Annotated in this window: 8 protein-coding genes; all 8 read left to right on the top strand. The window is 68.5% G+C overall.

Annotation, left to right across the window (positions count from 1 at the left end; translation table 11 throughout):
* Positions 1–13: 13 nt before the first annotated feature.
* The 8 genes from G6N27_RS07115 to G6N27_RS07080 are packed head-to-tail and all read left to right on the top strand — an operon-like array spanning position 14 to position 20,893.
* The gene (locus G6N27_RS07115) at positions 14–1,279 is read left to right on the top strand and encodes a beta-ketoacyl [acyl carrier protein] synthase domain-containing protein (protein WP_408632613.1); all 1,266 of its coding nucleotides are present in this window, start codon (positions 14–16) and stop codon (positions 1,277–1,279) included.
* On the top strand, positions 1,279–4,224 hold the full coding sequence (mbtD, locus tag G6N27_RS07110; protein WP_163775705.1) for a mycobactin polyketide synthase MbtD: 2,946 nt from the start codon (positions 1,279–1,281) through the stop codon (positions 4,222–4,224). Before G6N27_RS07115 ends, mbtD begins: the two co-directional genes overlap by 1 nt.
* On the top strand, positions 4,217–10,714 hold the full coding sequence (locus tag G6N27_RS07105; RefSeq protein ID WP_163775704.1) for a non-ribosomal peptide synthetase: 6,498 nt from the start codon (positions 4,217–4,219) through the stop codon (positions 10,712–10,714). The genes mbtD and G6N27_RS07105 overlap by 8 nt, the downstream gene beginning before the upstream one ends.
* Positions 10,711–15,117, top strand: coding sequence for a non-ribosomal peptide synthetase (locus G6N27_RS07100; protein ID WP_163775703.1), 4,407 nt, complete (start codon positions 10,711–10,713; stop codon positions 15,115–15,117). Before G6N27_RS07105 ends, G6N27_RS07100 begins: the two co-directional genes overlap by 4 nt.
* Positions 15,114–16,400, top strand: coding sequence for an NADPH-dependent L-lysine N(6)-monooxygenase MbtG (gene mbtG / locus G6N27_RS07095; RefSeq protein WP_163775702.1), 1,287 nt, complete (start codon positions 15,114–15,116; stop codon positions 16,398–16,400). The genes G6N27_RS07100 and mbtG overlap by 4 nt, the downstream gene beginning before the upstream one ends.
* The gene (locus G6N27_RS07090) at positions 16,381–16,593 is read left to right on the top strand and encodes an MbtH family protein (RefSeq protein ID WP_163775701.1); all 213 of its coding nucleotides are present in this window, start codon (positions 16,381–16,383) and stop codon (positions 16,591–16,593) included. The genes mbtG and G6N27_RS07090 overlap by 20 nt, the downstream gene beginning before the upstream one ends.
* Positions 16,593–19,160 carry an ABC transporter ATP-binding protein/permease gene (locus tag G6N27_RS07085; RefSeq protein ID WP_163775700.1) on the top strand — a complete coding sequence of 856 codons (2,568 nt, stop codon included), beginning with the start codon at positions 16,593–16,595 and terminating at the stop codon, positions 19,158–19,160. The genes G6N27_RS07090 and G6N27_RS07085 overlap by 1 nt, the downstream gene beginning before the upstream one ends.
* Positions 19,157–20,893 carry an ABC transporter ATP-binding protein gene (locus tag G6N27_RS07080; RefSeq protein ID WP_163775699.1) on the top strand — a complete coding sequence of 579 codons (1,737 nt, stop codon included), beginning with the start codon at positions 19,157–19,159 and terminating at the stop codon, positions 20,891–20,893. Before G6N27_RS07085 ends, G6N27_RS07080 begins: the two co-directional genes overlap by 4 nt.
* The last annotated feature ends 25 nt before the right edge of the window (positions 20,894–20,918 follow it).

Genomic DNA, 20,918 nt, shown 5'->3' with positions numbered 1-20,918 from the left:
CGTCATCGTCGGAATGGCGATCGAAGCGCCCGGCGGCATCGACACCGCCGAGGCATATTGGGAGTTGTTGTCTGCTGGCCGCGAGGCGCTGAGCCCGTTTCCTGACGACCGCGGCTGGGCGGTTCACGAGCTGTTCGCTGGGTCACGGCGTAACGGCTTCAAAGAGATTCACGACCGAGGGGGCTTCCTCACCGGCGCGACGACGTTCGACCCGGAATTCTTCGGGATCTCGCCGCGGGAAGCCATCGCGATGGATCCCCAGCAGCGCGTTGCACTTCGGGTGTGCTGGCGGGCCCTGGAAAACAGTGGCATCAACCCCGACGACATGGCCGGCCATGACATGGGCTGCTATCTGGGCGCGTCTGCGACCGGATACGGGCCGTCGATGGCCGAGTTCTCGCAATACAGCGGACATCTGCTCGCCGGGACCGCCCTGAGTGTGATCTCCGGCCGGATCGCCTACACCCTCGGGTCGATGGGGCCGGCGGTGACCGTCGACTCGTCCTGCGCGTCGGCGCTGGTCGCCTTCCACGCCGCCGTGCGCGCCGTGCAGGACGGGGACTGCGACGTGGCGCTGGCCGGTGGCGTCAACGTGCTGGGCTCGCCCGGCTTCTTCGTGGAATTCTCCAAACAGCACGCCCTGTCCGATGACGGGCACTGCCGCGCCTACAGCGCGCAGGCCAGCGGCACCGTCTGGGCCGAGGGGGCGGCGGTCTTTGTGCTGCAACGAAAGTCGGCGGCACTACGCGACGACCGGCAAATTCTCGCCGAGGTGCTCGGCAGCGCCGTCAACCACGATGGCCGCAGCGCGGGGCTGAGCGCACCCAGCGGCGACGCCCAGGTGAGATTGTTCCGAAGAGCAATGAGCCAGGCCGGAATCCAGCCCGCCGATGTCGGCATGGTCGAGGGGCACGGCACCGGAACCCGGCTCGGTGACCGCACCGAATTGCAGTCGCTGGCACAGACCTACGGCGACACGGGACCCGGGGGCGGAGCGCTGCTGGGCTCGGTGAAATCCAACCTGGGACATGCGTTGGCCGCCAGCGGCGCGCTGGGGCTCGCGAAAATTCTGGTCGCCGCCGAACACGGTGCAATACCCGCGACGCTGCACGCCACCGACCCCAGCCCCGAGATCGACTGGGACAAGCAGGGTTTGCGCCTCGCGACGGTCCTGACGCCGTGGCCCGCGCTCGACGGGCGACGGGTCGCGGCCACCTCGGCGTTCGGTATCGCCGGCACCAATGCGCACGTCATCGTCGCACTTCCCGAGGTCGCGTGATGCTGGCCCAACCACTGCCCGACGGCCGGATTCCGGTGCTGCTTTCGGCCTATGACGAGAAACTGATCGGCCAAGATGCGCAGGCGATCCTGCAGTTTCTGGATCGGCTCGCTGATCAGCACGATCCGACCGCCGACGTCGCCTTTACGCTGTTGCGGCTGCGCCGGGTGCGGCGGCACCGCGCGGTGGTGCGAGCCGCGGATCGGACCGAACTGGTAGCCGGCCTGTCCGCATTGGTCCGCGGCGAAGACCATCCGCTGGTAACCCGGTCGTCGAAAAGTGGTGCGCCGACGATCGCGTTCGTCTTCCCCGGGCAGGGCAATCAGTGGCAAGCGATGGGTGTGGCGGCGTACCAACGGCTGGCCGGGTACCGCGCCGAGGCCGACCGCTGCGCGGAGGCGTTCGTCGTGGCCGGGTTGCCGTCACCGCTGCCGTACCTGTGCGGCGACGGCGACCGGGACTGGGCGAGAACCGAGATTCAGGGCGCCCAGTTCGTCCACGCGGTCAGCCTGGCTCAGCAGTGGCGCCTGTGCGGCGTGCGTCCAGACATCACCGTCGGGCACAGCCTCGGGGAGATCGCCGCGGCCTATGTCGCCGAAAGGATCTCGCTGTGCGACGCGGTCGCCCTGGTGGGTGCGCGCGTCGCGGTCGTCGACCGGCTGACCGGTCGATACGCGATGGCGGCGCTCGGCGTCGGCATTGACGACGCCCGCATCCTGGTCGACGAGGCGCCGGGCTGGTTGGAGGTCTCCGCGGTCAACGGGCCGTCGTCGACGGTGGTGTCGGGCGACCGCGACGCCGTCGTCGCGCTGACCGAGTCGGCGCAGCGACGCGGCGTGTTCACTCACCTCCTCACGGTGGACTATCCGGGTCACACCAGCGCGCTGCGACCGCCGGCCGCGCAATGGGCTGAGTTGCTGCCCGAGTCGACGTTCCGCGACGGGCCGGACGCTTTCATCGGCTCCGCGACCGGTGCCGAAGTGACCGCCGACACGGATTTTTCCCGGTACTGGTATGAAAGCCTCTGCAGCACAGTGCGGTTCGACGAAGCCGTGATCGCAGCCCAGAAATGCGGCGCCGATACCTTTGTCGAGATGTCCGCGCACCCCGCGCTGCTGTACCCGCTGGTCGAATCCGTCGATGACGAGTCAGTGGTGATCGTGGGCTCGGGTCGTCGCGATCAATCGATCGTGGACACGTTGGCGGCGAACGTCGCGGCCGTCGCGGCAGCCGACCCGGGCTATCACTGGGCGGAGACGCTTTCCCGGGGTGCCCGACTCCCGTTGCGCGGTTTCCCGAATGCGCCCATGCGTGCGGTGCACCTGTGGCTCGCGCCGCAGCTACCGACCACGGCGACCTCGCTGACCGTGGCCGTCGAAGATTGGCAGCAGGTCGCGTCGCGGTCCTCGATCACCGAAACGCGTTGCAGTGTCGCGATCGTGGGCGATACCGACGGCGCATTGGCCCGGCTGCTCAAACACGCCGGTTGTGACGAGGTGTCGCCGGAGGACGCGGAGATCGTCGCGGTGATCGCCCCTCCGATCGACACGCTTGACGTCACCGCGGCCGTCGATGCGCTTGCCGGCCGGGTCGGGGCGGGGCTGCCGGACTACGCCGCGATCATCGGCCCACGATGCCGGACGGTCTGGCTGCTGACCACCGACGGCGAGCGGGTCGGGCCCGACGACACCGTCACGCCCGCGCACGCCGCTCTGGCCGCGATGCACCGCAGCGTCGGCTTCGAGTTCCCCGACCAGACCTTCGGCAGCCTCGACATCCGCTCCGGCGAAGTCGACGAGCGGAACGCGACCGCCATCGTCGACGTACTGCTCGGTGAGCCCGGCGTGATGGCGCTGCGCACCAACGCGATCGACGCAACGCCGCGACGTTACGTCCGGACCCTGCGAGATGCCCGCGTCGTTGATTCGCCGGCCCGCGGCGCGCTGGACAATGTGGTGATCACCGGTGGCAGCGGGGCCATCGGCCTGCGCTACGCGCAGTACTGCATCGAGCGTGGTGCCCGCAGGATCGTGTTGTTGAGCCGCAACGGCGTCGACGCGGAGACGCTAAAGAAGCTCGCCGGACAACACCCGGTCGAAGTGTCTGCGCCGCAATGCGATATCACCGACCGAGCCGCACTGGCGGACCTCGCCGCCGATTACGCCGGTGACGGGGCAACGCTGCTGATCCACACCGCGGGCATTGCGACGGTTCGGATGCATGCCGATCTCACCGGAGCGGACGTGGCCGCAGTGAGCGGGGCGAAGGTGGCGGGGCTGACGGCGATGGCCGACGTGTGGCCGCTGCGGCCCGAATGTCGAATCCTGGCGTGCTCGTCGGTGTTCGGGGTGTGGGGCGGTCACGGCCACGCCGCCTACGCCGCGTCGAACCGGATGCTCGACGTGCTGGCCGCCCAGCTTCGATCTCGTGGAGTGGACTGCACGGCGATCCGCTGGGGGCTGTGGCAGGACGCCGGAGTCGTCGAAGGAGCCGAGATCGCCCGCACCGAGCGCTCCGGTCTGTCGGCGATGCGACCTGACGCAGCGGTGGCGGCCAGCCTGAGTCGCTATGGTGACGACCCGCTGATCTTCGAGGCGGACTTCGACCGGCTCCGGGTCTTCGTCGAAAGCCAGGGAATTGCCGCGTCGTTCGGTGCTCCTTCGGCAGCCGGTAATGATCGGCGGCACAACCACTTCGACGGTCGCCCGCTTGCCGATGTGGTGCGCACCGAACTCGCCGCGACCCTGCACTTGGACGGGTCGGTGCCGATGGATCCGACCGCCTCGCTCATCGACCTCGGTCTGGATTCGCTGTTGGCACTCGACCTGCGCAAGCGGCTACGCCGAGCCGTCGGACATGCGGCTCCGGTGGCGCAGATGCTGGCGGGCATCTCCGTCAACGAATTGGTCGACATCGTGGGAAGTTTGGAGTGCACGGGTGACTGACACCACCGGCATAGGCACACTTGACGCGCAACGCCTGGAGTTGTTGCGCCGCAGGATCACCGAGCGTGGCCTGGCTCGACCGGTAGCAGACGAGGCTGCCGACATTCAGGTGCCGGCGATGTCCGACGGCCAGCGCCGGATGTGGTTCGTGCAGTCGGTCGACCCGGACAGCGCGCTGCTCAACGTCTGCACCTCCTATCGTGTGACCGGCACTGTCGACGTGTCGCAGCTGCATCGTGCGGTGGACGCCGTCGCGCTGCGGCATCCGATGCTGCGCACCACCTATCAGACCGACGGTGACGGCGTTCCGTACCCGGTGATCGTCGACGAGCTGCGACCCGAGTGGGCCGAGTACGACCTGACCGGACTCGCCGAGCAGGCCCGTAGGCTGCGGCTGGAAGTGTTGGCGCAGCGCCAGTTTCAGCAGCCGTTCGACCTGACCAGTGATTCGCCGCTGCGGGTCGCGGCCGCGCGGGTGAGCGCCGACGAGCTGATCCTGATCCTGACCGCGCATCACATCGCCTGGGACGACGGGTCGTGGGCGCCGTTCTTCACCGACCTCACCGCCGCTTACGCCGACCCGGACAGCATCGCCGGGCGGCCGCTGCCGATCGTGACGGATGCGGTGCCAAACGTCGATGAGGACTTGGACTACTGGCGCTCGTTGATGACGAAGCTGCCCGAACCGCTGGAGCTTCCCGGTGCAAACGGCTCGGTGGTGCCGAGCAGCTGGCGTGCGCAGCGCGCGACGGCGCGGTTGTCGGCGCAGACGATGGACCGGGTTGCGCTGCTCGCCAGGCAAACCGGTGCCACCCCGTACATGGTGCTGATGGCCGCGTTCGGCGCGCTGATTCACCGCTATACCCACGCCTCCGACTTCCTGGTCGCCACACCGGTGCTGAACCGCGGCCCCGGCACCGAGGGTGCGATCGGCTACTACGGCAATACCCTGGTGATGCGGATGGGCCCGCAGCCACGAATGACGTTCCGCGAATTGCTGATACAGACCCGTGACAGCGCCGTGGGCGCGATGGCGCACTCCCACGTCGACCTGGAGTGGTTGGTACGGACCTCCAATCCGGACCGACGGCACGGCGCCGAGCGGATGACCCGGGTCAGCTTCGGGCTGCGTGAGCCCGACGGCGGTGGGTTCAGCCCGCCGGGAGTGCACTGCGCGCGCGCTGAGTTGCGCAGCCACCTCAATCAACTGCCGCTGGGGCTGATGATTGAGTCAGCTTCCGACGGTAGTGCGCTCGTCGAGGCCGAATACCTGGTCGAGGTCTTGGATCGACCGCTGGTGGATCAGCTGCTGCGGCACTACGGCGTCCTGCTGGACAACGCGCTCACCGACCCGGACACCAGCCTGTCCGCCTGCGGACTGCTCAGCGACGCGGATGCCGACTGGCTGCGCCGGGTCTCGACCGGTGCGGACTTCGCCACCCCGGCCAGCACGCTGCCGGGCCTGGTGGCTCGGCGCGCGGAACTCACCCCGGATGCCGTCGCCGTCGTGTACGAAGGCCGCCAGTACAGCTATCGCGAGATCAACGCCGCAGCAAACCGGCTCGCGCACTGGCTGATCGAGCGAGGTATCGGCACCGAGGACCGCGTCGCGGTGCTGATCGACAAGTCGCCCGAACTGGTCACGACGGCGCTGGGCATCCTCAAAGCCGGGGCGGTCTACCTGCCTGTCGACCCGACCTATCCGGAAGACCGGTTGACCTTCATCCTCGGGGACGCCGACGCGAAACTGGTTCTGCACGAGCCTGTTACGGGTCTCGCGGATTATCCGGAGACCGACCCGGCCGCCGACGAGTTGGTCCGTCCGCTGGGCCCGGAGAACACGGCGTACCTGATCTACACCTCAGGTTCGACCGGGCTACCCAAAGGTGTCCCGGTGCCGCACGCGCCGATCGCCGAATACTTCGTCTGGTTCGGCGACGAGTACCGAGTCGACGAAACCGACCGGCTGCTGCAGGTCGCCTCGCCGAGCTTCGACGTGTCCATCGGCGAGATCTTCGGGACGCTGATCTGCGGTGCCCGGCTGGTGATTCCGCGACCGGACGGGCTGCGCGACATCGCATACCTGACCGAGCTGCTACGTCATGAGGGCATCACCTCGATGCACTTCGTCCCGGCGCTGCTCGGACTGTTCTTGTCGTTGCCCGGCGTCAACCAGTGGCGCACACTTCGCCGGGTGCCCATCGGTGGTGAGCCGCTGCCCGGCGAGATCGCCGACAAGTTCCACGCCACCTTCGACGCGCTGCTGTACAACTTCTACGGGCCCACCGAGACCGTCGTCAACGCCACCAGCTATCCGGTGGAGGGCGCCCAAGGTACTCGGGTGGTGCCGATCGGCCGGCCCAAGATCAACACCCAGGTCCACCTGCTCGACGATGCGCTGCAACCGGTTCCGGTCGGCGTCATCGGCGAGATCTACATCGGTGGAACGCATGTCGCACGCGGCTACCACCGAAGGCCGGCTCTGACCGCGGAGCGTTTCGTCGCCGACCCGTTCACCCCGGGCGGGCGGCTGTACCGTTCCGGTGACCTGGCGCGGCGAAACGCCGACGGGGACATCGAGTTCGTCGGCCGCGCCGACGAGCAGGTCAAGATCCGCGGTTTCCGCATCGAACTCGGCGAGGTCGCGGCCGCGATCTCGGTCGACCCCAGCGTCGGGCAGGCCGTCGTGGTGGCCTCGGACCTGCCGCAACTGGGTAAAAGCCTGGTGGGCTACATAACTCCGCTCGGCGGCGCCGGCCACGAGACCGTCGACCTCGGCCGGATCCGCGCCAGGGTGGCCGCTGCGCTGCCGGAGTACATGACCCCGGCGGCATACGTCGTGCTAGACGAGATCCCGATCACCGCGCACGGAAAGATCGATCGCACGTCGCTGCCGCAGCCGGCGATCCAGGCGAAAGCGGAATATCGCGACCCCGCCACCGCGACCGAACGCCGTATCGCGACAATGTTTTCCGGGCTGCTCGGCCACGACCGGGTCGGCGTCGACGACTCGTTCTTCGACCTGGGCGGCCATTCCCTGGTCGCCACCAAGCTCGTCACCGCGATCCGCTCGGAATGCGATGTGGAACTGGGCATCCGCGACATTTTCGAGTTGGGCACCGTCGGCCTGCTCGCGCAGCGGGTCGACGAGCTGCGCTCGGGCGAGCGGGCGCCATCACGGCCCAAGCTGATCGCGACCGCCCACGACGAGCCGTTACCGCTGTCGGCCTCGCAGCTGCGCAGCTGGTTCGCCTACCGCGTCGACGGGCCGAGCCCGGTCAACAACATCCCGTTCGCGGCCCGGCTGACCGGACCTTGGGACATCGACGCGTTGGTCGCCGCGGTCGGCGACGTCATCACCCGTCACGAAATCCTGCGCACCACCTACATCGACGCCGACGGCGTGCCCTATCAGGTGATCAACGACGCCGCCGAGCCGACGGTGCACCGCGCCGACGGCGACGGTGAGGCCTGGCTACATGAGCGGCTGGAAGCCGAACGGCGACACTGCTTCGAGCTCGACCGGGAGTGGCCGATCCGAGTCGCCGTGTTGCGGGCCGGCGCGGAACACGTGCTGTCACTGGTGGTTCATCACATCGCATCCGACCATTGGTCCGCCGGCGTGCTGTTCGCCGACGTGATCACGGCATACCGGGCACGCCGTGCCGGTGATGCCCCGTCGTGGGCGCCGCTACGCGTGCAATACGCCGATTACGCTGCCTGGCAACGAACTTTCCTGGGCGAGCCGGGCGGACAGGAAACCCCGGTCGCCGCCGCGGAACGGGACTACTGGACACGCCGGCTATCCGGCCTGCCCGAGGACAGTGGGCTGCGACCCGACTTCCCGCGCCCGCCGCTGCCCAGCGGCGACGGCGAATCGGTGACGTTCAGCATCGACGCGGCGACGCGTGCGAAGCTCGCCGACCGGTGCCGCGAATTGGGCGTCACCGAATTCATGGCGCTGCAGGCCGCCGTCGCTGTCGTGTTGCACAAAGCGGGCGGCGGCACCGACATCCCGCTGGGCACGCCGGTGGCCGGCCGCACCGAGGCCGAATTGGACCAATTGATCGGCTTTTTCGTGAACATCCTGGTGCTGCGCAACGACGTGAGCGGCAACCCGACACTGCGGGAGGTGTTGGCTCGGGCGCGGGAAACGGCGCTGGCCGCTTACGCACACCAAGACCTGCCGTTCGACCGGGTGGTCGACAGTGTCAGCCCGGTGCGATCGCTGTCGCGTAATCCGCTGTTCCAGGTCGTCGTGCATGTGCGGGATCACCTGCCGGCCACGCGCATCATCGAGCAGGACACCATCTGCGAATCGCTGGACCCGGCGTTCGACATGGCCCACGCGGACCTGAGCGTCAACTTCTTCGGCACCGACGGGTCCGACGGGATCGGGTACAACGGCCATCTCGTATTTCGCACCGAACTGTACGAGCGGAGCACGATCGAACGGGTGGCCGGTTGGCTGACCCGGGTGGTGACCGAATTCGCCGATGACATCGACCAGAGCGTGCGTGATGTGGTGCTGACCGATGTCGACGAGCAGCAGCGCATCCTGACCGACTGGAGCCGAGGCGAACAGCCGCCATCCGATCGGCCCCGCACGGTACCGGAGCTCCTCGAGCCGAGCCGGGCGCTACCGGCCGGGCGAATCGCTGTTCGTTGCGCCGGCGAGGAACTCGACTACGTTGCCCTGCATCGCCGTTCGGACAACCTCGCGGCGCTTCTCACCGATTATGGCGTGCGGCCTGGCTCATTCGTCGGGCTGTCGATGCGACGGAGCATCGACATGGTCGTGGCACTGGTGGCCATCGTGAAGGCCGGCGGCGCATACTTCCCGATAGACCCCAACTACCCGCTGGCACGCAAGCAGTTCATGCTCGACGACGTGCGGCCACCGGTCGTGGTGGCGACGATCGAAGCGGTCGACACCATGCCGGAAGACTATGCGGGCGTCGTGCTTTCGCTGGACGACGCGGCGGTGCGTGCCGCTGTGGACGGCCCCGACCGCGCTGCCGCATACCGGTTGCCGCATCCCGACGATCCGATGTACCTGGTCTTCACCTCCGGATCGACCGGAAAACCCAAGGGCGCCGTAGGTACTCAACGTGCGATGGCGGCCCGCCTGGACTGGCAGCTGCGGAATTACCCGCCGCGGACCGCCGATGACATCCGCCTGTCGCAGGCCTCGATGACGTTCCTGGAGGGCGGCATGGAACTGCTCGCCGGTCTGGCCGCGGGCGCCACCATGATCCTGGCCGACGACGCCGAGCACCGCGACGCCGAAGCCCTTGCGGCGCTGATGAAACGCGAATCGGTCGCACAGATCACCGCAGTGCCCAGCCTGGTGTCCGCACTCGTCGACAGCTCTCCGGATGCGGTCGGCTCGCTCGCGAGGCTGGTGTGCGGCGGAGAGCCGGTGAGCAGTTCGCTGTTGCAACGGCTGACAGCCGCGTGCGCGGGCGGCCCCGAACTGTTGAACAACATCGGCTCGACCGAGACATCCGGCGCCGTGTCCCGGGGTCGGCTGGGACCACCCAAGCCGCTCGTCGGTTCGCCGGTGGCCGGAGCGTCGGCGTATCTGCTCGACGACGGCATGCGGCCGGTGCCGGTCGGTGTTGTCGGCGAGTTGTATTACGCCGGTGACCAGTTGGCTCGCGGCTACTGGAAGCGTCCCGCGCTGACCGTGACACGATTTGTGGCCAATCCTTTCGGCGGCGACCCCGGTAGCCGGTTGTACCGCAGTGGCGATCTCGCGAGATGGACCGAGGACGGTCAACTCGAGTTCGCCGGTCGCGCCGACCATCAGGTGCAGGTGCGCGGATTCCGGGTCGAGCTCGCCGAAGTCGAGGCCGCGCTGACAGCGGCCGACGGGGTGGCGGCCGCCGCCGCCCGCACCTGGGACCTGCACGACGGCACCAGCCTGGCCGGATACGTTGTGCCGCAACGGCCGATCGCGGACGAGGCGGTTAAGGCGTCGTTCGCGGCCACGGTGCGGGCCGCGGTCAGCAACGCATTGCCGGGATACATGGTGCCGTCGTCGCTGACCGTGCTGGACGCGTTGCCCAAGACCGAGTCGGGCAAGCTGAACCGGCCGGGGCTGCCGCGGCCGGCGGTCAGCACCGGCGGCCGGACCGATCCGGCGCGCACCGCGACCGAGCGCGCGCTGGCCGCGGTGTTCGCCGACCTGTTGTCGACCGCCGACGTCGGGCGGTCCGACGACTTCTTCGCACTCGGTGGCGACAGCATCCTGTCGGTCCAGTTGGCCTCTCGCGCAAGGGCGGTCGGCTTGAACGTCAACCCCCGCATGGTGTTCGAAAACCCCACGGTCGAGCAACTGGCCGCCGCCGTCGACGCATTCGAAGCGGGTGACGCGGGTGAGCCGATCGAGACCCGATTCGAGCCGATGAGCACCTCGGGACTCTCACCGGCCGACCTGGCCGCGGTGACCCAACTGTGGTCGGCATCGCGCGACGGAACATCATGACAGCCGCCGACACTCAGGCTGACGTCACCTCCGACATCGAGGACGTGATGGCGCTGAGCCCGCTGCAGGAGGGGCTGTATTCGCTGACTGCACTGGCGGAATTCAGCGAAGGCCAACCCGCCGACGATCCGTACGTGATCGGCATGGCCGCCGACATCTTCGGCGCACTGGACGTCGCGTTGCTTCGCGACTGCGCGTCGACGATGCTGATCCGCCACCCCAACTTGCGGGCCAGCTTCTTCAGCCGGGGCATCCCGCGGCCGGTGCAGATCGTCCCGTCCCGGGTCGAGTTGCCCTGGCGGGACGTCACCGCCGCCGCGGCGGACCTCGGGGAATTGGAAGCCGACGAGCGGCGACGCCCGTTCGACCTCGAACGGCGACCGGCAATCCGCTTCCTGCTCATCGAATTGCCCGATGCGCGTTGGCGGTTGGTGATCACCGCACACCATATCGTCATCGACGGCTGGTCGCTGCCGGTGTTCGTGACCGAGATGATGATTCTCTACCGGGCCGGCGGGGATCCCGCCGCGTTGCCGGTGGCGCCACGGCCATACCGGGACTACATCGGCTGGCTCGCGGGCCGCGATCAGCAAGCCAGCCAACGGGTGTGGCGCGAGCATCTGGCCGGCATGCCGGGCCCGACAATGCTGGCGGCCGCGTTCGGCGGCTCCGACGCCGCGCGCAAGGCCGCCGGTCTGCCGCGGCGCACCGAACTGCAGCTCGGCGCCCAGGCGACCAAGCGACTGGTCGACGGCGCCCGCTCGCGCGGAGTCACGCTGAACACCGTGCTGCAGACGGCATGGGCATTGATCGTGTCGCGGCTGACCGACCGCACCGACGTGGTCTTCGGGGTCACCGTGTCCGGCCGGCCGGCCGAGTTGACCGGCGTCGAGACCATGGTCGGCCTGTTCATCAACACCGTCCCGTTACGCGTGCAGCTCGATCCCGGCACCCCTGCCGGTGAGCAATGCCTGGCGGTGCAACGTGACTCGGCGATGCTGCGTGAGCACAGCTACCTCGGGCACGCGCAGCTGCGCGCGCTGGGCAGTGTCGGCGAAATGTACGACTCGCTGCTGGTCTACGAGAACTTTCCGACCGGCGGCTTGGCCGCAGGCGACGAATTGGTCGGCACCGGAGTGACATTCCGGCCGGCCGCAGTGGAAAGCCTGACCCATTTCCCGATCGTGCTCGCGGCGCACATGGCCGACGATGGGCTGGTTCTGATGGTCGAGGTGATCGACAGCGCGCTGGGCAACACCACCGCGCAGATGCTGGGCGACCGGTTGCTGAGCACCGCCGAGCGGCTGCTGGACAGCTGGGACCGCCCGCTGCGCGACGTCAGCATCCTGACTGCCGACGAGTCGGCGCCGCTGGTTGGTTCACCAACGAAATCCGCTACGAAGCAGGGGATTCACACGCGGTTCGCAGCGGCCGCCGCACGGACGCCGGACAGCTCGGCGATCACCTGGGCGGGTGGCGCCCTGAGCTACCGCGAACTCGATACGGCGGCCAACCGGCTGGCGGGCGCGCTGTCCGCCCGCGGTGCATGTGCCGAAAGCCCAGTCGCGATCACGCTGCCCCGCGGACCGGACTACATCGTCGCGATCCTGGCGGTGCTCAAGACCGGCGCGATGTACGTCCCGCTGGAACCGGCAATGCCCGCAGAACGGGTGAACTCGATCCTGCGGCAAAGCGGCGCGGCCATCGTGATCGACGACGACGTCGTCCGTGACGTCGACGGCTCCGACGATTTCCGGCCCGTCGACGTCAGCCCGGACCAGGCCGCGTATGTGGTGTTCACCTCGGGGACGACGGGAGAACCGAAGGGCGTCATCGGAACTCACGCCGCCGTCGGCGCATACGCCGATGACCACGTCGACCATGTGCTCCGGCCGGCGGCGAAGCGGCTGGGCCGCCCGCTGTGCATCGCGCACGCGTGGTCCTTCGCGTTCGATGCGGCCTGGCAGCCGCTGGTCGCGCTGCTCGACGGTCACGCCGTCCATGTCGTCGACGAGCGCACGCAGACCGACGCCGAAGCGTTGGTCGCGGCCATCGCCGAGCACGGCGTCGACATGATCGACACCACCCCGTCGATGTTCGCCCAACTGCGGTCGGCCGGCCTGCTGACCCGCGTCCCGCTGGCGGTGCTGGCGCTGGGTGGCGAAGCCTTGGGCGGCGCTTCCTGGTCGTTCATTCGCGCGGCGTGCCGTCGCACCGGGATGACCGCCTTCAATTGTTACGGCCCAACCGAAACCACGGTGGAAGCGGTGGTGGCCGCGATCGACGACTACGACGAACCGTCGATCGGGCGTCCGACGACATCCACCCGCGGCTACGTGCTGGACTCCGCGCTGCGGCCGGTGGCGTACGGGGTGGCGGGGGAGTTGTATCTCGGCGGCGCGCAGTTGGCCCGCGGCTACCTGGGCCGTGCACCCGAGACCGTCCAGCGGTTTGTGGCCGATCCGTTCGGCACCGGCGAACGGATGTACCGGACCGGCGATCTGGTCCGACGGCAGCCCGACGGATCGCTGCACTACGTCGGCCGGGCTGACGCTCAGGTGAAGATCCGCGGCCACCGCGTCGAACCCGCGGAGATTGCCGTCGTCCTCGAATCACACCCCGGCGTGCGGCAGGCCTGCGTGGTGGTACACGAGCACCGCGGTGTTCCGCGGTTGACTGCCTATGTGGCGGTGGGTGATTCGACCTCGTTACCGGAGCTTCGCCGCATGCTGGTCGGTCGGCTGCCCCGCTACATGGTTCCGCAGCGCATCGTCATCGTCGACGAGATTCCGCTGACCGCGAACGGCAAATTGGACGAAGCCGCCTTGGCGGCAATCGAGTCGGCCGACACGGCGGAGCCCGCCGGAGGCGAGCCGCAGACCGCCACCGAGTCGACGCTGCTCGACGTGCTCGCCGAGATACTTCAGGTCAACAGGATTGAGCCCGACGCCGGCTTCCTGGAACTGGGCCTGGACAGCATCGTGGCACTGTCGGTCGTCCAGTCGGCCCGTCGCCGCGGCCTCGCGCTGCGGGCTCGGCTGGTGCTGGAATGCGGCAGCGTTCGCGAACTCGCCGCCGCCATAGACGCCGAGGCCCTCTACGGGCATGACACCTCGCTCGAAGCCGACGACGCGACCGGGCCAATACCGTTGCTGCCCAACGCTCACTGGCTCTACGAGTTCGGCGAGCCGCGCAGATTGGCGCAGGCCGAGGCGATCCGGCTGCCCGACGGCGTGACCGGGGACCAGTTGCGCGCGGCGCTGGCGATCATCGTCGACGGACACGAAGTGCTGCGCAGTCGGCTGGACCGCGCCACCATGACGTTGCACGCCGGTTCGGCCGGCGAGTTCCTGACCGAGGTATCGGTGGCCGACGACCTGCAGGCCGCCGTCCGCGAACACACCGCGCGCGCGATCGACGGCCTGGACCCCGAGCGTGGAAAGCTCGTCGCGGCGACATGGCTGCGGCCCCCGACCGGGCAGAGTGTGCTGGTGCTGGCCGCCCATGTGCTGGCCATGGACCCGGTGTCCTGGCAAGTGGTGCTCGGCGAACTCGACGCCACCCTGCACGCCCTGCTCGCCGGCATGACACCCGCGCCGGTGCGTGAGCACACCAGCTACCGGCGTTGGGTTCGGGCGATGGCCGGGCGCGCCGAAACCCTTGACAGCGAGCCGTATTGGGCCGCGCAGCTCGCCGGCGACGACCCAGACCTCGGACAGCGACGGCTGCGGCCGGCCACCGACCGTGCGCGCGATCTGCTGGTGTCGACCGCGATGCTCGACACCGCGACCACCGCCCGGCTGATGCGGTCGGGCCTGCCGGTGTTCGAGGTGCTCGTCGCGGCGGCGGCGCAGGTGATCACCCGATGGCGGCAGAGTCGCGGCCAGCCGACGCCGCCGCCGTTGCTCGCGCTGGAGACCCACGGCCGCGCCGATGCCCTGTTCGACGGCGGCATCGACAGCACCGAGACCGTGGGACTGCTCAGCGCGATCTACCCGCTGCGAGTGGACACCGAGGACCCGCGACGGGTGCACGAACTGTTGACCGCAATCCCCGGCGACGGTGTCGATTACGGGTTGCTGCGCTACCTTCGCCGGGACACCGCGAATCGGCTCGCTGAGTTCGACGGGCCGCAGCTGCTGCTGAACTACCTCGGTCACGCCGACGTCAGTGGTACCAACGGGCTGTGGCTGGACCGTAGCCTGCTGAACGGAGTGTCGCCGCTGCCCGAGCCGGATCTGGCGGTGCGCTATGAGCTGAGCCTGGTCGCAACCGTGCTGGGCAGTGGCGAGCATCAGGTGTTGGTGACGCAGTGGCGTTCGCTTCCCGACATTCTCGGGCAGTCGGATATCACCGAATTGCAAGGACTTTGGCGGCAGGCGCTCGAGGAGATGGTGACATGAGCACACTGGGCGTGCTCGGCGGCGGAGTGAAAGCGGTGGCCGTTGCTGCCAAGGCGCACGTGCTGGCCGAGATGGGCGTCGACGCGCCGCACGTCGTCGCCGTCGAGCGGATCGGAGTCGGTGCCAACTGGCAGGCCAGCGGCGGCTGGACCGACGGCGCGCAACGACTGGGAACCAGCCCGGAGAAAGACGTCGGCTTTCCGTACCGCTCGTCGTTGGTGCCGCGTCGCAACGCCGAACTCGACGAGCGGATGATGCGCTACAGCTGGCAGTCGTATCTGATTGCCACCAGCGAGTTCGCGCAGTGGATCGACCGCGGCAGACCCGCGCCCACACACCGGCGGTGGAGCCAGTACCTGCGCTGGGTCGCCGACCAGATCGGCATGACCGTGATCTACGGTGACGTCGAGAAGCTCGCGGTGGACGGTGAGCAGTGGGCGCTGCACACCGATGAAACCACAGTTCACGCAGACGGTTTGATGATCACCGGGCCCGGACAAGCCGAGCGGTCACTGCTGCCGGGCAATCCGCGGGTGTTGTCGATCGCACAGTTCTGGCATCGCGCCGGTCAGCACGAACGGATCAGCGCGGAGCGGGTGGCGGTGATCGGCGGCGGCGAGACAGCCGCTGCGATGCTCAACGAGCTGTTCCGGCACCGGGTTTCGACGATCACGGTCATCTCGCCGCAGGTGACGTTGTTCACCCGCGGTGAGAGCTTCTTCGAAAACGCGCTGTTCTCCGACCCCAGCGACTGGACGGCGCTGACGGTAGACGAGCGGCGCGATGCGATCGCCCGGACCGACCGCGGGGTGTTCTCGTCCAATGTCCAGGATGCGCTGCTGGCCGACGATCGCATCCGCCACCTACGCGGACGGGTGGCGCACGCGGTGGGCCGCGACGAGCAGATCCGGCTCACGCTGTCGACCAACCGCGGCAGTGAAAACCTGGAAACGGTCCATGGTTTCGACCTGGTCATCGACGGATCGGGCGCCGACCCGCTGTGGTTCACCACGCTGTTCAGTCAGGACGCGCTCGACCTGCTCGAGCTGGGGCTGGGCGGTCCGCTGAGCGGCGACCGCGTCCAGGAAGCGATCGGACACGACCTCGCGGTCATCGACGTCGCACCGAAGTTGTTCTTGCCCAACCTCGCCGGGCTCAATCAGGGTCCCGGCTTCCCCAACCTCAGCTGTCTCGGGCTGCTGTCCGACCGGGTGCTGGGCGCCGAGTTGAGCACCGGTACCGATTCTTTGACCAGGAGAGATGATGAGCACCAACCCCTTTGACGACGAGGCCGGCACGTTCGTCGTGCTGGTCAACGACGAGGACCAGCACAGCTTGTGGCCGACCTTCGCCGACGTTCCCGCCGGCTGGCACAAGGTCTTCGGCGAAGCCAGCCGTGAACAGTGTCTGGCCTACGTCGAGGAGAGCTGGACCGACATACGGCCGAAGAGCCTGCGCGAGGCGATGGATCGCTGATGGCACGCGGGTTCCAGGGTGCCATGCTGCGGGGCTTCGGTGCCCGCGACCACACCGCGTCCGTCCTCGAAACCATCTGGATTGCACCACATTTCGTGCGGATTCGGATGGAGTCGCCGACCCTGTTCGAGGACGCTCAGGCCGAGCCGGCGGCCTGGCTGCGGTTCTGGTTCCCTGACCCCGAAGGCTCGAGCACCGAATTCCAGCGCGCGTACACCATTTCCGAAGCCGACGTGCCCGCCGGCCGCTTCGCCGTCGACGTGGTGCTGCACGACCCGGCCGGTCCGGCGTCGTTGTGGGCCCGCACCGTCGAGCCCGGCGCGACGATCGCCGTGATGTCGCTGATGGGTTCGTCGCGTTTCGACACACCTGCCGAACCGCCCGCGGGCTATCTGCTGATCGGTGACTCGGCGTCGATCCCGGGGATCAACGGGATCATCGGCGTTGTACCCGAAGAGGTTCCGATCGAGGTGTATCTCGAGCAGCACGACGACAACGACACGCTGATCCCGCTCACCCGGCATCCGCGATTGCGGGTGCACTGGGTGACCCGACGCGACGAGAAATCGTTGGCGGCGGCGATCGAGAACCGCGACTGGTCGGACTGGTACGCCTGGGCGACACCGGAAGCGACCGCGCTCAAACATGTTCGGAGCCGGCTGCGCGACGACTTCGGGTTCCCCAAGTCCGAAATCCACGCGCAGGCGTATTGGAGCGCCGGACGTGCGATGGGCACCCGCCGCGGTGACGAACCGCCGGCTGATGCCGTTACCGTCGTCCAACCGGAACAAGCTGTGGTGCAACAGGAATTAACGACGCCGCGCGGAAGCTGGCGCGCGCAGGCCTCTGGCCGCCTGCTGGCACCGCTGCGCTCGGCGCTGATCGCCTCCGGGGTGCTGCAGGCGGTGATCACGTTGGTGCAGCTGGCGCCGTTCGTCCTGCTCGTCGAGCTGGCTCGGCTGCTGCTGTCCGGTGTCGATTCGGCCCGCCTCCGCGAGGTCGGGTTCGCGGCGGTGGCGCTACTCGGCTTCGGCACCGTGCTCGGTGCCGGGCTGACGCTGTGGCTGCACGTCGTCGACGCGCGGTTCGCCAGCGAGCTGCGCTCGCGGTTGCTGCGCAAGCTGTCGCGGTTGCCGTTGGGCTGGTTCACCGCCCGCGGGTCGGGTTCGATCAAGCAGCTCATCGCCGACGACACATTGTCGCTGCACTACTTGGTGACCCACGCGATTCCCGATGCCGTCGCTGCGATCATCGCGCCGCTCGCCGTGTTGGTCTACCTGTTCGTCGTCGACTGGCGGGTGGCGCTGGTGTTGTTCCTGCCGGTGCTGTTCTATCTGGTGCTGACCTCGTCGATGACGATCCAGTCCGGCCCGAAAATCCCGCAGTCGCAACGCTGGGCGGAGCGGATGAGCGGCGAGGCCGGCGCCTACCTCGAGGGTCAGCCGGTGATCCGCGTCTTCGGTGGTGCCGCTGCGTCGAGTTTCCGCCGTCGCCTCGAGGAGTACGTCGGCTTCCTCGTCGACTGGCAGCGTCCGCTGGCCGGCAAGAAGACGATGATGGATTTGGCCACGCGGCCAACGACTTTCCTCTGGCTGATCGCCGCATCGGGCACACTACTGGTGGTCGGCGGGCAGATGAATCCGGTCGACCTGCTGCCGTTCCTGCTGCTGGGCACCACCTTCGGCGCCCGACTGCTCAACATCGCCTACGGGCTCGGCGGTATCCGTGCCGGTCTGCTGGCCGCCCGGCGCCTTCAGGTCACGCTCGACGAGCCGGATCTCGCGGTGCGTGACGATCCGGACCGGGCATCGGACAAGGCCACCGTGGTGTTCGACAAGATCAGCTTCGGCTACCGCCCCGACGTCCCGGTGATCCAGGATGTGTCGCTCACGCTGCGGCCCGGCACGGTCACCGCGCTGGTCGGGCCGTCCGGATCCGGCAAGTCGACACTGGCCGCGCTGCTGGCCCGCTTCTACGACGTGCAGCAGGGCGCGATTCGCGTTGCCGGCCAAGACATCCGCTCGATGACGGCCGACGAGCTCTACACCCGCGTCGGATTCGTCCTGCAGGAGACCCAGCTCGTGCGCGGGACGGTCAGCCAGAACATCGCGCTCGCGGTGCCCGATGCCACACCAGGACAGGTCGAGGCCGCGGCCCGCGAGGCACAGATCCACGATCGGATCATGCGACTGCCGCACTGCTACGACACCATGCTCGGCGCGGCCAGCGGCCTGTCCGGCGGGGAACGCCAGCGACTGTCGATTGCCCGCGCCATCCTCGCCGACACCGGCGTTCTCATCCTCGACGAGGCCACGGCGTTCGCCGACCCCGAGTCGGAATACCTTGTGCAGCAGGCGTTGAACCGGTTGACCCGGGAGCGGACGGTGCTGGTGATCGCACATCGACTGCACACCATCGCCGGAGCGGACCAGATCGTGGTGCTCGACCACGGGCGGATCGCCGAACAGGGCACCCACGACGAGTTGCTGGCCGCCGGCGGACGGTATCGACGACTGTGGGACAGCGGCCACCGCGACCCGGTCACCGCGACCGAGGCCGTCCGATGATCCGCACCTGGATAAGCCTGGTCCCCGCGGACCGTCGCCGCAACGTCGTTGCCTACGCCGTGCTCGCGATCGTCTCGGTGGCGGTTCGCGCGGTCGGCACCGTGCTGCTGGTTCCGTTGGTCGGAGCGTTGTTCAGCGACGCGCCGCATCGGGCGCTCGGATGGCTGGGCTGGCTTACCGTCGCGACAGCGGCCGGATGGGTGATCGACTTCATCACGGCGCGAATCGGTTTCGATCTCGGGTTCGCCGTCCTTGACCACACCCAGCACGACGTCGCCGACCGGCTGCCGGATGTGCGGATGGAATGGTTCACTTCGGACAACACCGCGACGGCGCGGCAGGCCATCGCCGCGACCGGACCCGAACTGGTCGGCCTCGCGGTCAACCTGTTGACGCCACTGCTGACTGCGGTGCTGTTACCCGCCGCGATCGGCGTGGCGCTGCTGCCGGTGTCCTGGCAGCTCGGGTTGGCCGCGCTGGGTGGTGTGCCGGTGATGTTGGGTGCGCTGTGGGCGTCGGCCCGGCTCGCCCGGCGCGCCGATCAGGTTGCGGCCCAAGCTAATACCGCGCTTACCGAGCGGATCATCGAATTCGCCCGCACCCAGCAGGCGTTGCGCGCCGCGCGCCGCGTCGAGCCGGCCAGAAGCCTGGTGGGTGATGCGTTGGCCGCGCAGCACGGCGCGACGATGCGGTTGCTGGGCATGCAGGTTCCCGGCCAGCTGCTGTTCAGTCTGGCGAGCCAGCTGGCGCTGATCCTGTTCGCGGGTGCGACCACCGCGCTGACGCTGTCCGGCACGTTGACTGTCCCCGAGTCGATCGCCCTGATCGTCGTGATCGCCCGCTACCTCGAACCGTTCACCTCGATCAGCGAACTGGCGCCCGCGTTGGAGAGCACCCGCGCCACACTCGACGGAATCCGCTCGGTGCTCAATGCGCCGATCATGGCGACCGGTACCGCGACAGGCCCTCGTCACGACGCGCCACGCATCGAGTTCGACGACGTGACGTTCGGCTATGACGGCGCAAGCGCGCCGGTGCTGGACCGGGTGAGTTTTGCTCTCGACCCCGGAACCACGACAGCGATCGTCGGGCCGTCCGGCTCGGGCAAGAGCACCATCCTGGCGTTGATCGCCGGGCTGTATCAGCCCACCCGGGGGCGTGTCCTGGTGGACGGCGTCGACGTCGCGTCGCTGGATGCCGAGGCGCGCCGCGCCGCGACCAGCGTGGTGTTCCAGCATCCCTACCTGTTCCACGGGACGATCCGGGAGAACGTGGCCGCCGGTGACCCCGCCGCCGGCGACGATCAGTTCGCCCGCGCGGTGGCGCTGGCCAGGGTCGACGAGCTCACCGGCAGGCTGCCCGCCGGCGTCGAGACCGTCGTCGGCGAAGCCGGTTCGGCGCTGTCCGGGGGTGAGCGCCAGCGGGTCAGCATCGCGCGTGCGCTACTCAAACCGGCACCGATATTGCTGGTCGACGAGGCGACGAGCGCTCTGGACACCGAGAACGAGGCCGCCGTGGTCGACGCCCTCACCGCGGACCCGCGGCCGCGGACCCGGGTGATCGTCGCGCACCGGCTGGCCAGCATCCGGCACGCCGACCGAGTTTTGTTCCTCGATGCCGGAAACATCGTCGAAGACGGTGCGATCGACGAGTTGCTCACCGCCGGTGGACGTTTCGACGAATTCTGGAGCCAGCAACGCGATGCGGCGCAGTGGCGGATACACGCCGGCTAGGGCGCGTTGCTTGCCAGCGCCACTC

It is taken from the genome of Mycobacterium cookii (genome assembly GCF_010727945.1).
Classification (GTDB): domain Bacteria; phylum Actinomycetota; class Actinomycetes; order Mycobacteriales; family Mycobacteriaceae; genus Mycobacterium; species Mycobacterium cookii.
The sequence above is the reverse complement of the archived record's forward strand: the minus strand, read 5'-3'. Positions and strand labels throughout refer to the sequence as shown.

What these genes read in the sequence shown, in the direction of transcription:
- G6N27_RS07085 (WP_163775700.1), top strand. Translation starts at nt 16,593, where the DNA reads ATGGCACGCGGGTTCCAGGGTGCCATGCTGCGGGGCTTCGGTGCCCGC.
- mbtG (WP_163775702.1), top strand. Translation starts at nt 15,114, where the DNA reads ATGAGCACACTGGGCGTGCTCGGCGGCGGAGTGAAAGCGGTGGCCGTT.
- G6N27_RS07080 (WP_163775699.1), top strand. Translation starts at nt 19,157, where the DNA reads ATGATCCGCACCTGGATAAGCCTGGTCCCCGCGGACCGTCGCCGCAAC.
- G6N27_RS07115 (WP_408632613.1), top strand. Translation starts at nt 14, where the DNA reads ATGGCGATCGAAGCGCCCGGCGGCATCGACACCGCCGAGGCATATTGG.
- mbtD (WP_163775705.1), top strand. Translation starts at nt 1,279, where the DNA reads ATGCTGGCCCAACCACTGCCCGACGGCCGGATTCCGGTGCTGCTTTCG.
- G6N27_RS07100 (WP_163775703.1), top strand. Translation starts at nt 10,711, where the DNA reads ATGACAGCCGCCGACACTCAGGCTGACGTCACCTCCGACATCGAGGAC.
- G6N27_RS07090 (WP_163775701.1), top strand. Translation starts at nt 16,381, where the DNA reads ATGAGCACCAACCCCTTTGACGACGAGGCCGGCACGTTCGTCGTGCTG.